The organism is Cetobacterium sp. (genome assembly GCF_051658645.1).
GTDB lineage: Bacteria > Fusobacteriota > Fusobacteriia > Fusobacteriales > Fusobacteriaceae > Cetobacterium_A.
The window spans coordinates 77,092-89,573 of the sequence record NZ_JBOFMZ010000064.1 but is presented as its reverse complement, the minus strand read 5'-3'; the positions used below and the strand labels follow the sequence as shown (position 1 = coordinate 89,573).

Sequence of the window (12,482 nt, the reverse complement as noted above, 5' to 3'; positions counted from 1 at the left end):
AAAACCCATCATGAAAATCATGATGGGTTCTTTACATTCTATAAAAGTGGAATATTTTTTTCTCTACATTCTTCTAATATCTCTTTTGTCCATAATGAAGCTTGAACTTCTCCAATGTGAAGTTTATCTAAGAAAAATAAACACAATCTTGATTGGCCTATTCCTCCTCCTATTGTATATGGTAACTCTCCAGCTAACAATTTTTTATGGAAATCTAACTCTTTTCTATCCTCTGCTGATGCTAATTTTAATTGCTTAACTAAAGACTCTTCAGATACACGTATTCCCATAGATGAAAGTTCTAACCCTATTTTTAAAGGTTCATAATAAACAATTATATCTCCATTTAAATCCCAATCATCATAATCTGGTGCTCTTCCATCATGTTTTTCTCCAGATTCCAAAATCTTTCCAATTTCGCTTATAAATATCGCTCTATGTTTTTTTGCATGAGCATGCTCTCTTTCTTTAGAAGTCATCTCAGGATACATTTTTTCTAACTCTTGAGAAGTTACAAATTCTATTTTTTCTGGTAATTTTTTTGAAAGTTCTGGATAAATTTCTCTTATATAATTTTCTGTATCTTTTAAAGATGAATATATTTTATTTACTGTTTCTTTTAAGTTTGTTGTTGTTCTTTCAGATTTTTCTAAAACTTTTTCCCAATCCCATTGATCAACATAGTATGAGTGTATTGGACTTAAATCTTCGTCTCTTCTTATAGCATTCATATCTGTATAAAGCCCTTTTCCAGAATCAAATCCATATTTATAAAGTGCCATTCTTTTCCACTTTGCTAAAGAATGAACTATAACAGCATCTTGTTTGCATTTTGTATTGAATGATACTGCTCTTTCTATTCCATTTAGGTTATCGTTTAATCCACTTTGTGGAGTTACAAACAATGGAGCTGAAACTCTTGTTAACTCTAATTTTTTAGCTAAATCTCTTTCAAAAAAGTCTTTTACCTTTTTTATTGCAATTTCTGTTTCTATAATACCTAATTTTGCCTTATACATTTTCTTCCTCCACTATTTTTTTATAAAAATAAAAAAGCTCATAATAATTCCATTTACTGGAACTATTAAAAGCTTTAATTTAACAAAATATAGTACACCTATTTCTAGGTAAACTAATTTTAAATATTCGTATTAAATTATTAATCTTTATTAGTTTCAAAGTAATGGAAATTATTAATTACAAATGTCAATGAATTATTATTGTTGCTATTATTATTATTATTGCAATTATAATTATTATTGAAATTTATAGACATAACTTCCTCCTTTTTGAAACTTTATTTTTATTATTAAACAATAGTAAACTTTTTTTGTATTAAAGTCAAGATTTTTTTTATAAAATTTCTACTGCTGATGAAATTTTATAAATTACGTCTTTTCTCTCTACGAAAATTTCTGTTTTATCTCTTAAATTTTCATCACTTTTTATTTTTAATAGTAACTCTTTTGAAGGGTTTATAGCTCTTGGATTTCCAACTAAACTTAGCATACTATAATCACCATTTGTATCTCCATAAGCATAACTTTCAGCTAAATTTAAATTATATTTTTGACAGAAATTATTTATCGCTATCATTTTATTTTTAGAATCCCACATTGGCGATATTTCACCAGAAAGTTTTCCCTCTTCATAATGATAAATAGAACCACAGTAATCATCTGCACCCCATTTTTTAGCCATTCTTGAAACTAAGAAATCTGGACTTCCTGATATAAATATAACTTTATGCCCTTGGTCTTTATGCCATTTAATCATATCTCTTGTAAATGTATAAACTCTATTTCCTTTTAACTCTAAAACTTGGTCTGAAATAAAATCATTATACTGTAATGATAATCCTTTTATTGCATCTACATACGAAGTTGTTATCTCTTCAAGGTATCTATCGTAGTCTCCGACTCTTTCATCCCAATTTGTAAATGCATGCTTTACTTTTGATTCATATTCTCTAATGTCTAATAGCTCATACTTTATAAGTTTTTTAAAATGTTCTGTTAATAAAGAATTTCTGTAAATTGTTCCATCAATATCAAAAAACGCTGCTTTCATAAACACCCTCCCATTGAAACTATATATTTTTTAATGTTTCAGCAATCCATTTACAGAATTTTTCTCCTGTTTGATTTGCTATTTCTACAACCTCTTCATGAGAATGTGGCTTTGTTGCTATTCCTGTAGCCATATTAGTTATACAAGAAATTCCCAATATTTTTATACCTAAGTAGTTCGCTACTATTGATTCTGGAACTGTTGACATTCCAACTGCTGAAGCTCCCATTCCCATCATCATACTAACTTCTGCGCTTGTTTCATAAGTAGGACCTGTTGAACCAGAATAAACTCCCTCTTTGAACTCTATGTTCAATCTATTTGCAACTAATTTTGCTTTTTCAATTAAAGCTTTACTATATGTTTCTGACATATCTGGGAATCTAGGACCAAATCTCTCATCATTTTTTCCAATTAATGGATTTGTTCCAAATAAGTTAATATGGTCATTTATAATCATTAATGTTCCTGGCTTGAAATTTCTATTTGCTCCACCAGCGGCGTTGCTTACTATCATAGTTTCTATTCCAAATTTTTTAAATACATATTGAGGATAAGTTACTTCTTTCATAGTATAACCTTCATAGTAATGGAATCTTCCTTTCATAACTAAAACTTCAATTCCATTAATTGTACCAAATACAAGCTCTCCTGCATGTCCAGCTACTGTTGAAATTGGAAAGTTTGGAATCTCTTCATAAGGTATTATAATTTTATTCTCTACATAATCTACTAATCCACCTAAACCCGAGCCTAATATTATAGCTATTTTAGGTCTATTTATTACTTTAGAATTTAGAAACTCTACTGTTTCCATAACTTTATTATACATAACCCTCTCCTTTAACTTTTTTTAGAAAAAAAGGGTAGATAGCTCCACCCTTTTCTTCTACTCTTAGAAATTTATAGCTGAAACTCTTAAATCTAATTTTATTTTTTCTTTTTTTAATTCACTCATCAATTTATTTATAATCTCTTCACAACTTAAAGCTTCTTTTACCAATCCAGCAACTTGTCCAGACATAACACTTCCATTTACAACATCTCCGTCTACAACTGCTAATTTTAATTTTCCTCTACCTAAATCTTCTATCTCTGCTTTTGAAGCTCCTCTTTCCTCTAATTCTAAAATTGCTCTAGAGAATTTATTATTTAAAACTCTTACTGGATGACCAGTATAATTTCCTGTTGTAACTGTTGATCTGTCTTTAGCTTTTAAAACTAAATTTTTATAATTTTCATGTACATCACACTCGTGAGCAACTATAAAAATTGTTCCAACTTGGATTCCCTCTCCACCTAAAGATAAAGCAGCCAAAAATTGCTCTCCACTTGCTATTCCACCTGCAACTATAACTGGCACAGAGACCTCTCTAGCTACTTGTGTAGCTAATGCCATAGTTGTTATTTCTCCTATGTGTCCTCCAGCTTCTAGACCTTCTGCTATAATTGCATCTGCTCCTATTTTTTCCATTCTTTTTCCTAATGCAACTGATGCAACTACTGGTATAACTTTTATTCCAGCACCTTTTAATTTTTCCATATATACTCCTGGATTTCCTGCTCCAGTTGTAACAACTTTTACACCTTCTTCAATACAGACATCTATTTGCTCTGCAACACTTTCCATCATTAACATCAAGTTAACTCCAAATGGATTATTTGTGATTGATTTTGCTTTTCTAATCTCTGCTCTTAATATTTCTGGCGGCATTCCTCCACCTGCAATAATTCCTAGTCCTCCAGCTTTCGAAACATTTCCAGCTAGATTTCCATTTGATATCCATGCCATAGCTCCTTGGATAATTGGATATTTAATTCCTAACAATTCACACAGTCTATTTTTTTGCATATTTTTCCTCCCAAAATTAAGAGTCTACTTTTTTACTTCTCAACTCTTGTCTTAGCTTTAAAAACTCTTCAAAAGTTTCTATTGAGCTATTTATTATTAAATTTTCTGGATAATCAACTTCTTCTAAAAGTTGAATAGCCCTTTGAAACTCTCCAATGTGTCCAGAATAGTGAGCATCTGTACCTAATGATATTTTGCAACCTTCTTTCTTTGCAAATTCTAACATCGCTTTACAATTATTTCTAGACCCAACTCTTGTTATTGTTCCTAAAGAAGTATTATTAACTTCTAAAGCCACATTATTCTCTTTTGCAGCCTTTACTATTTTTTCATAATCTACTGGGAAAATAGGATTTCCTAGATGAACTATTATATCAGCTTTTTGCTTTTTTATCAAATTCAATATAGCAAGTGTATTCTTTTCAATGCTGTCAATATTTCCATACTCATCTACAACATGAAATCCAGCTAAAACTAATTCAATATGGTCATAAACTCTTTGATTTATATCTATTTTTCCAAATTCGTTTAAAATATTTGCCTCTACACCTTTAATTACTCTTACTCCATCAATTACATCTGGTAAAATAGCTATATTTACTAAATGCCACCAATGAGGAGTATCTTGTAAAGCTGGTCCATGATTTGTAATTGCTATAATTTCCATTCCTTTTTTTGAAGCAGCACTAATGTTCTCTTCTAAAGTACTAAAAGCATGAGGGTTTACATTTGTATGAATGTGTAAGTCAATTTTATAATCTTTCATTTTTTACTCCCATAAATTTATTTTTACATAAAGATTGTATACAATAAATTAGTTACAATACCTGCTACTATTCCACCGATTGTGTGACTAAATATAGCTTTACCTGTAAGTTTTCTATATCCTAAGCTATCCATCATAGCTACGTGAGTACTTAAATATCCACTCCAAGTCATTCCCATCGCGGTAAAAACTGCAATCTCTCTTGATGTTATAGCTTTATCTGCTATAAATTGAGGTACTAATCCTAAAGCTGCTCCAACTGCTCCTAATGATGTAATTGGAAATGCCAAAGCTTTTGCACTTGTAAATCCAAATAAAGGTTTTAATATAAATTGTAATTTTTCTCCAACATATGGTAAAAGAGCTATTCCTTCATATGCAGCTCCTGTATAGCCATCTGTTCCAGGTCCATTTGTTAGTAAAAGTACTGTTGTACATATTATTAAAACTCCTGGTATAATCTCCATTCCCATCTTAACACCATTTTTTCCACCTTCTAATAGTGTTTCTAATAATCTTTCAAAAACATTTCCATCTCTAATATCTCTATATTCAAAAAAATTAACTTCTGAATTTTCCTCTTCTAGAGACTCTCCCTCTTCATTAAATATTTTACGAGTAAAATTCACCATTAAATTTACACTTACAATACTTCCTATAAATGCACCTAAGTTTCCTAATATAACAGGGAAAACTAGATTTTCATTCATACTAGCACTTTGAGCTATCATAAATGTTGAAACTATAAATCCCATTCCAAACGATGTCCCCAAGTTTGTCAATGCTGGTAGTTGATATTTTTTAAAATACTTTGTAAATCCCTTATCAGCTGATAAACTCAATATTGCTGGGTTATCTGAAATATAAGTTGTCAAAATCCCTATTGCTGCTGCTCCAGGAAGTCTATATAGTGGCTTCATAAGAGGCGATAGTATCTTATTTAATATAGCTATTACTCCAAATTCTGATAAAACACCTGCAAATGCTCCTGCAATAACAGATACTCCCATTATAAAGAATACTGTATTTAGTAGTAAATCATGAGCTGTTTTCATGATTGTATTAATCATATTGATTCCACCCATTTTACTCGACAAAAGATAAATTAATATTGAAAGTACTATGATACAAACTATACCTTCTAAACCAATTGCGGTTTTTTTCCTACTTTGTCTTATACTCATTTTTTATTTCTCCCTTTTATTTTATTTCACTATAGAATATCTTAATTTCTATTATTTTTCAATTCTTTTTTGTAATTTGATATAATTTGTGGTAATAATATTATTGACAAAATTTAAAGTGAGGTGTTTTATGGGAAAAGATAATTTTAAAGTAGAGCTTTGTAAAAATAGTATTATTCATAACTTTAATTACATAAAACAAAGTGCGAATAAAGATATTATATCTGTTGTAAAAGCAAATGCTTATGGGCATGGTTTAAAAGAAGTTGTTAATATTTTAGTTGAAGCTGGATGTAGATATTTTGCTGTTGCTAGAGAATCAGAGGCAATAGAACTTCTATCTTTAAACATAAAAAATATAAAAATAGTTGTTTTTGAAACAATTGAAGATTTATCTCTTCTAAAAAAACATCCTAATTTAGAGATGTGTATCAATAGTCTTTCTGAGCTTGAAGATATGCTTTTTCAAAATATAAGTTTTTCTCAACTTCATCTCAAATTTGATTTTGGATTTGCTCGAAATGGATTCACAGAAAATGAAATTTCTAGAATAAAATCTATCATTTTAAAAAATAATATACATTTTAAAGGTGCTATGACACACTTTTTTAGTTCTACTTTTAAAGAAATGATAGATATTCAAAAAAAATTTATAGAATCTATAAATTTTATAGGCAGAAATCGTTTTCAAATTATACACTCACAAAATAGTGCTGCTTCTATTTCAGGTCTTGGAGAAGGATCTACACATATTAGATGTGGAATAAGTCTTTTAGGTATGCTCGATTCTGGAATTGAAAATCATAACATAAAGCGTTCTTGGTCTCTTTCTGGACCAATTTATAATATCAAAGAGTTTTCAGATTTAGATTTTATTGGATATAAAAGAAAAGAGGATATTGATACACAAAGCTTTTCTAGAGTTGCTAAAATTAAAATTGGTTATGGTGATGGATTTTCTAAAAGAAATACAAACTTACTTTGTCATATAAATGAAAAAGAGTTTCCTATTGTTCACATTAGTATGGATACATCTTTTGTTTTAATAGATAACTCTGTTCAGCTTGGAGATAAGCTTGAAATTTACCGTGATTTTAGCAAATGTAATGCTCTTTTGAATATGGAACACTATGAATATACTACTCTTTTAAATAATAGAATTCCAAGAATTATTATTGAATAATTAAAGGTTTTTGTTTTCTTTAGAGTATATTAAATTATAAGTATCTTTCGGAGGTGTTTTATGAATTTTAAAGATGTTGTATCAAAAAGAAGAAGTGTGAATTTTTTTGACCCAAATAAAGACTTAGATTTAAAACTATTTGAAGAAATTATCAATGAAGCTGTTTTAGCTCCATCATCATTCAATCTTCAACCTTGGAGAATTATTGCTGTTCAATCACCCGAAGCAAAAGAAAAGTTATTTACAGCATGTACACAACCTAAAATAAAAGAAGCTGCTATGACTTTAATCTTAGTTGGTGACACTTTTGGATATGGTAGAGACAATCCCATGTGGAATATAAAAATTGAAGCTGGTATGAATGAAGAGAAAGTTTCTCAACTTATTAATATGTGTGAAACTGTATTATATCCAACAGAAGTAAAGAGAAATGCTATGGCTGTTAGAGATGTTTCTATTCTTGCTATGTCTATAATGTTGTGTGCTAAAAATATTGGAGTTGATACTCATCCAATGATAGGCTTCAATGAGGATAAAGTAAAAGAGTCTTTTGGGATTGATGAAGATAAAACTGTTGTTATGCTTTTATCAATTGGTTATTTTGATGAAAGTAAAACACTCAATCCAAGAGAAAAGAGACTAAGCTTTAACGAAATTTGTGATATTGTTTAAATCTAAAAATGCAAGGATTTTTCCTTGCATTTTTACATTATATTCCAAATTCTTTTGGATATTGAACAACTCCTTTTATATCTATTAAAGAATCTGGGTAAAGCTCAATTGCCATAAAATTTTCATCTGCTATTTTTACAGGGCTTTTTATACCCCATTTTGAAGCTGATGAATATCCAAACTTTTTATAATAACCTGGATCTCCTAATAAAACAACTCCTTTATATCCTAGATTCTTTGCTACCTTATGTCCTTTTTCTATTAAACTTTTACCAATTCCTTTTTTTTGATATTTTGGTAATACAGCGAGTGGTGCTAGTGCTAATAAAGTTTCTTCTCCAACTTTTATTTTAGTAAAAAGTATGTAACCAACTATTGATCCTTGAAATTTTGCTGTTAATGATAAATCTTTTATAAAAGCATCACTTTTTAGTAATTCTCTTACCAATTTATGTTCGTTATGCTCTGAATTTTTTACTCTTATAAAAGCTTTTTGAACTACTTCACAAACAACATCCTCTTCAGTTATTCCCTTAAATATTTTCTTTTGAAAAACATAAACTATTAAACTTCCCAAAATAAAAAATACAACTCCAAATAAAATGCTCATAATTCCTCCCTCTAAATATTGTTTCTTTTAAAGATATTTATATATTACATATACAATAGTATCAAATAGTCTTCCTTTTTCCAAGTTGTTTTTAATTTTACAACCATCATTTTTTAAATTAAAAATTTATAAAACTATAAAAATAAAGTTTGACTTTAATTTATAAGTGGTGTATATTTTTATTAGAAATTTAATTAGGAGGATTTACATGAAAAATATATTATCGTTAACAACGCCTAGCTTTTTAGTAAATTTAGATATTTTAGAAAATAATATTAAAAAATATCAAACTTTGGCAAATGAAAATTCTGTTCAACTTTTTCCAATGCTAAAAACTCATAAAAGTAGTGAAATTACAAAATTACAAATTGAAGCTGGTGCAGAGGGCGTTCTCGTTGGAACTCTTGATGAAGCTGAAGCAGTTATAAAAAATAGTGGTGTTAAAAAAGTAATGTTAGCTTATCCTGTTATTGGAGATAGCAATTTAGATAGAGTTATAAAATTAAATAATAGTTGTAAGCTATTTGTCGCTTTTGATAATGAAATTCCAGCTACAGAACTTTCTAAAAAACTTAAAACAAATAAAATAAGTTATCAAATAATTATCAATACTGGATTAAATAGATTTGGAGTTTCTCCAGAAGAAGCTGTCAATCTTTTTAAATCATTACAAAAATATGAGAATTTAGTATTTAAAGGTATTTCTACTCATACTGGACAAGTTTATGGATTCTCAAAAGATTATATTGAAGAAATTACTAAAAAAGAGATTGATATTATGACTTTAGCAAAAAATCTTTTAATTGAAGTTGGTGCTAATATTGAATTTGTTGCTACTGGAACTACTCCAACTTTTGAACAAGCTATTAAATCAGAAGAAATAACAATTTCTAGACCTGGAAACTATGTTTTTTTTGATGCTATACAAGTTGCTTTAGGAGCTGCAAAAGAAGAGGATTGTGCTCTTACTGTCTTAGCAACTGTTGTATCTCATCCTAGTGAAGATTTATTTATATTGGACTGTGGAAGCAAGTGTCTTGGACTCGATCAAGGTGCTCATGGTAATTCTCTAACAAAAGGATTTGGAATTATCAAAAATCATCCAGAACTTACTATAATTGGATTATCAGAAGAGGTAGCTAAAGTAAAGAAAGATGGAGATACTAAGCTTCAAATTGGTGATATTGTTCAAATAATTCCAAACCACTCTTGTTCTGCTGCTAATATGACTCGTTACTTAATAGGTCATAGAAATAATACTGTTGAAAGAATTATTGAAGTTGATATAAGAGGAAATTCAAGAAAAAGAATTTTAGACTAATTTTAACAAAAAAAACAAAAAAGATAAGTATCTATCTTTTTTTGTTTTCTTTAAATTTTAATAAAGATCCATCTTTTAATTTTAAGACTAATATATTTTCTTCAAAACTTATTGCTACTATTTGATCAAGTTTATCTAAATATTCCTTTTCTATTTTCATAACTTTTTCAGAACCAGCCATCAATGTAGCACCTAATTTTTCTATTTTTATTTTATTTCCTTTTCTATTATATCTACCAAAATAATTATTTACTCCTGAAAATCCATAAAAATTGTGTTCATCAAATCCTATTAATATATTAGGCATTACATTTTCTTGGATAAGAATGTATTCTTTTCCTACTACTTTTTTATTTTTACTTTTTAAACTTGTACAACCTCCAAATAAAATTGTAAACACGAACAGAATTCCTAAGATTTTTTTCACTATTTTCCCCTCCAAGATTTTTTATTAATAATAAAAATCATTATTATAGCTATAATTAACATTCCTAAACTTATTATATGAGGTGCTCTAAGTCCTAATAACATAAGATCTTCAGCTCTGAAAAAACTTACGATTATTCTATTTATACTATATACAATTATATATGACCACCAAACTGTTCCTGTCGCATAATTTTTATTTTTTAAACAAAAATATAGAAAAAAGAAACCTATAAAATTAAGTCCTGCTTCATAAAGCATCGCTGGATGAAGAGGTAAATTAGGAAACTCTGAACCAGCTGGAGATGTCGTTGGAAATACTAATCCCCAAGGAACTAATTCTTTATATTCAGATTTTTGAGCTAAGTCTAAAAGATTATACTTATTATACCACTCATAAAAGCTAGGTTTTATCTTAAATATTATACTTAAAGGTGTGAAAGTAGGAACTCCATGAACCTCTCCATTTGCCAAATTTCCAAATCTTCCTATACCTTGACCTAAAAGCATGAACGGTGCTACCATATCTCCTAATTGAAATGTATTAAGTTTCTTTTTTTGAGAATATATTAGAGTTCCAATAAATCCACCTAGTATTCCGCCGTGAATTGCCATTCCACCTTTCCATACAGCTATTATATCTGCTGGATTACTTAAATAATAACTATAATTAAATAAAACATAATAAAGCCTTCCTCCTAGAAGACCTGAAATCATAGCTATAAAAGCATAATCTTCTATTACAGCTTTTGATATTCCTTTTTTTATACCCTCTTTTTTCAACAGCTCTATTCCTACAAAAAATGCTATTGCATAACACAATCCATAGTAACTTAACTTAAAACTTCCTATTTCAAAAAATATCGGATCCATTTCACACTCCCTTTTTAAAATAATTGTGTATCAGTTTTGTTTTAATTATACCATTTGTAGATATTTTCGTAAAACTTTTTTTGTATTTTCGTATCTATATAACCCACTTTTATGTATTATTTATATTATTTTGTACACTTTTTGTTAATCTATATTTAATTTTTGTTTATTTTTACGATTATAGTTGAATTTTTAATGATTTTAGATTAAAATATATACAATTATTATATTAATTAAATAAAATTATCAAGGAGGAAAATATGCATTATCACGCACCTATTACAGAAAAAGTTTTCTGGATTGGAACTAACGATAGAAAAACAGAAAGATTTGAAAATTATCTGCCATTACCACAGGGAGTTGCTTATAACTCATATTTAATAAATGACGAAAAAACTTGTATTATTGATACGGTTGATTTCTCTACAGCTGGTTTGTTTATTGAGAAAATAAACGGAATATTAAAAGGAAAACCTCTTAACTACATAATAGTAAATCATATGGAACCTGATCATTCTGGTTCTTTAGGTGATGTTATGTCACAATTTCCAGAAGCCAAAATAATTGGAAACGTAATCACTTTAAAAATGATTAAAGCTTTTATTCATAATTTTGACGAAACAAAGTTTATCTGTATTAAAGAGGGTGATACTTTAAATTTAGGTACTCATGTTTTAACATTTGCAATGGTTCCAATGGTACATTGGCCAGAATCAATGGTTACTTATGATATAACTGATAAGATTTTATTCTCTAATGATGCTTTTGGAAGTTTTGGTACTTTAGATGGTGGAATCTTTGATGACGAAATTAATTTTTCATTCTACGAAGATGAAATGAGAAGATATTATGCTAATATTGTTGGTAAATATGGAACTCAAGTTTTGAATGCAATAAAAAAATTAGGTGCACTTGAAATAAAATATATCTGTCCTTCACATGGAATTTTATGGAGACACGATGTTTCTGTAGTTATTAAACATTTCTCTAATTGGGCTAGTTTTACACCAGAAGAAGAGGGAGTAATAATTGTTTATGGAACTCTTTATGGAACAACTGCAAAAATGGCAAATGTCATTGCTAGAGAACTTTCTTGGAATGGAATTAAAAATATAAAAGTATACGATGCCTCAAAAACTGATCACTCTTATATTATCAGCGATATTTGGAAATATAAGGGGCTTATTATTGGATCTGCAGCTCATAACAACGATGTTTATCCAGCTCTACAAGGGCTTTTACATAAATTAAAAAATTATGGTTTAAAAAATAGATATCTTGGAATCTTTGGAAATATGCTATGGAGTGGTGGTGGTGTAAAAGGTATTGAAGCTTTTGCTGCTGCTCTTCCTGGAATTGAAGTTATTGGTGAATCTGTTGAAGCTAAAGGAGAACCAACTTTAGAAGATCAAAAAAGATTAGAAAATATTGCTAAAGCTATGGCTGAAAAGTTAAAAAGTGAAAGACAGTAGTTCTAAAAATTTAAAGAGAGCAACTTAGCTCTCTTTTTTTACGTTAGGGAGGA

General features: G+C 28.7%; 13 protein-coding genes. 4 read left to right on the top strand and 9 right to left on the bottom strand.

Annotation, left to right across the window (positions count from 1 at the left end; translation table 11 throughout):
• Window positions 1–38 precede the first annotated feature (38 nt).
• The 6 genes from asnA to ACRCZX_RS08055 form a co-directional block, all read right to left on the bottom strand.
• On the bottom strand, window positions 39–1,019 hold the full coding sequence (asnA, locus tag ACRCZX_RS08080) for an aspartate--ammonia ligase (protein ID WP_438582415.1): 981 nt from the start codon (window positions 1,017–1,019) through the stop codon (window positions 39–41).
• A 334-nt stretch (window positions 1,020–1,353) separates the two neighbouring features.
• Complete coding sequence (locus ACRCZX_RS08075) at window positions 1,354–2,070, bottom strand: HAD family hydrolase (RefSeq protein WP_438582414.1); 717 nt, start codon at window positions 2,068–2,070, stop codon at window positions 1,354–1,356.
• Window positions 2,071–2,089: 19 nt separating this feature from the next.
• A complete protein-coding gene (locus ACRCZX_RS08070) occupies window positions 2,090–2,902 on the bottom strand; it encodes a purine-nucleoside phosphorylase (protein ID WP_438582413.1) in 813 nt (270 codons plus the stop codon).
• Between the two features lie 63 nt (window positions 2,903–2,965).
• The gene (locus ACRCZX_RS08065) at window positions 2,966–3,922 is read right to left on the bottom strand and encodes a nitronate monooxygenase (protein WP_438582412.1); all 957 of its coding nucleotides are present in this window, start codon (window positions 3,920–3,922) and stop codon (window positions 2,966–2,968) included.
• A 16-nt stretch (window positions 3,923–3,938) separates the two neighbouring features.
• Entirely contained in the window at window positions 3,939–4,688 is a 750-nt protein-coding gene (locus ACRCZX_RS08060) for a phosphatase (RefSeq protein ID WP_438582411.1), read from the bottom strand.
• 23 nt (window positions 4,689–4,711) lie between these two features.
• Window positions 4,712–5,872 carry a CD0519/CD1768 family membrane protein gene (locus ACRCZX_RS08055; protein ID WP_438582410.1) on the bottom strand — a complete coding sequence of 387 codons (1,161 nt, stop codon included), beginning with the start codon at window positions 5,870–5,872 and terminating at the stop codon, window positions 4,712–4,714.
• A gap of 130 nt (window positions 5,873–6,002) precedes the next feature.
• Here ACRCZX_RS08055 and ACRCZX_RS08050 point away from each other — a divergent pair, with 130 nt between their 5' ends.
• Both ACRCZX_RS08050 and ACRCZX_RS08045 read left to right on the top strand, forming a co-directional pair.
• Window positions 6,003–7,055, top strand: coding sequence for an alanine racemase (locus ACRCZX_RS08050; RefSeq protein WP_438582409.1), 1,053 nt, complete (start codon window positions 6,003–6,005; stop codon window positions 7,053–7,055).
• Window positions 7,056–7,115: 60 nt separating this feature from the next.
• Window positions 7,116–7,727, top strand: a complete 612-nt coding sequence (locus ACRCZX_RS08045; protein WP_438582408.1) for a nitroreductase family protein — start codon at window positions 7,116–7,118, stop codon at window positions 7,725–7,727.
• A gap of 37 nt (window positions 7,728–7,764) precedes the next feature.
• Here ACRCZX_RS08045 and ACRCZX_RS08040 read toward each other — a convergent pair whose 3' ends face one another.
• Window positions 7,765–8,337 carry a GNAT family N-acetyltransferase gene (locus tag ACRCZX_RS08040; protein WP_438582407.1) on the bottom strand — a complete coding sequence of 191 codons (573 nt, stop codon included), beginning with the start codon at window positions 8,335–8,337 and terminating at the stop codon, window positions 7,765–7,767.
• A 208-nt stretch (window positions 8,338–8,545) separates the two neighbouring features.
• On the opposite strand from ACRCZX_RS08040, the gene ACRCZX_RS08035 reads away from it, so the two are divergent.
• Window positions 8,546–9,658: an alanine racemase gene (locus tag ACRCZX_RS08035; RefSeq protein ID WP_438582406.1), complete on the top strand. Its 1,113-nt coding sequence runs from the start codon at window positions 8,546–8,548 to the stop codon at window positions 9,656–9,658.
• 31 nt (window positions 9,659–9,689) lie between these two features.
• On the opposite strand, the gene ACRCZX_RS08030 is transcribed toward ACRCZX_RS08035, so the two are convergent.
• Both ACRCZX_RS08030 and lgt read right to left on the bottom strand, forming a co-directional pair.
• Entirely contained in the window at window positions 9,690–10,085 is a 396-nt protein-coding gene (locus ACRCZX_RS08030) for an META domain-containing protein (RefSeq protein WP_438582405.1), read from the bottom strand.
• Entirely contained in the window at window positions 10,085–10,957 is an 873-nt protein-coding gene (lgt, locus tag ACRCZX_RS08025) for a prolipoprotein diacylglyceryl transferase (protein WP_438582404.1), read from the bottom strand. Before lgt ends, ACRCZX_RS08030 begins: the two co-directional genes overlap by 1 nt.
• A gap of 260 nt (window positions 10,958–11,217) precedes the next feature.
• Here lgt and ACRCZX_RS08020 point away from each other — a divergent pair, with 260 nt between their 5' ends.
• A complete protein-coding gene (locus ACRCZX_RS08020) occupies window positions 11,218–12,429 on the top strand; it encodes an FprA family A-type flavoprotein (RefSeq protein ID WP_438582403.1) in 1,212 nt (403 codons plus the stop codon).
• Window positions 12,430–12,482: the final 53 nt, after the last annotated feature.

Bases quoted from the DNA above. Each gene is read 5' to 3' on its own strand.
- asnA (WP_438582415.1), bottom strand. From the start codon at position 1,019: ATGTATAAGGCAAAATTAGGTATTATAGAAACAGAAATTGCAATAAAA.
- ACRCZX_RS08075 (WP_438582414.1), bottom strand. From the start codon at position 2,070: ATGAAAGCAGCGTTTTTTGATATTGATGGAACAATTTACAGAAATTCT.
- ACRCZX_RS08070 (WP_438582413.1), bottom strand. From the start codon at position 2,902: ATGTATAATAAAGTTATGGAAACAGTAGAGTTTCTAAATTCTAAAGTA.
- ACRCZX_RS08065 (WP_438582412.1), bottom strand. From the start codon at position 3,922: ATGCAAAAAAATAGACTGTGTGAATTGTTAGGAATTAAATATCCAATT.
- ACRCZX_RS08060 (WP_438582411.1), bottom strand. From the start codon at position 4,688: ATGAAAGATTATAAAATTGACTTACACATTCATACAAATGTAAACCCT.
- ACRCZX_RS08055 (WP_438582410.1), bottom strand. From the start codon at position 5,872: ATGAGTATAAGACAAAGTAGGAAAAAAACCGCAATTGGTTTAGAAGGT.
- ACRCZX_RS08050 (WP_438582409.1), top strand. From the start codon at position 6,003: ATGGGAAAAGATAATTTTAAAGTAGAGCTTTGTAAAAATAGTATTATT.
- ACRCZX_RS08045 (WP_438582408.1), top strand. From the start codon at position 7,116: ATGAATTTTAAAGATGTTGTATCAAAAAGAAGAAGTGTGAATTTTTTT.
- ACRCZX_RS08040 (WP_438582407.1), bottom strand. From the start codon at position 8,337: ATGAGCATTTTATTTGGAGTTGTATTTTTTATTTTGGGAAGTTTAATA.
- ACRCZX_RS08035 (WP_438582406.1), top strand. From the start codon at position 8,546: ATGAAAAATATATTATCGTTAACAACGCCTAGCTTTTTAGTAAATTTA.
- lgt (WP_438582404.1), bottom strand. From the start codon at position 10,957: ATGGATCCGATATTTTTTGAAATAGGAAGTTTTAAGTTAAGTTACTAT.
- ACRCZX_RS08020 (WP_438582403.1), top strand. From the start codon at position 11,218: ATGCATTATCACGCACCTATTACAGAAAAAGTTTTCTGGATTGGAACT.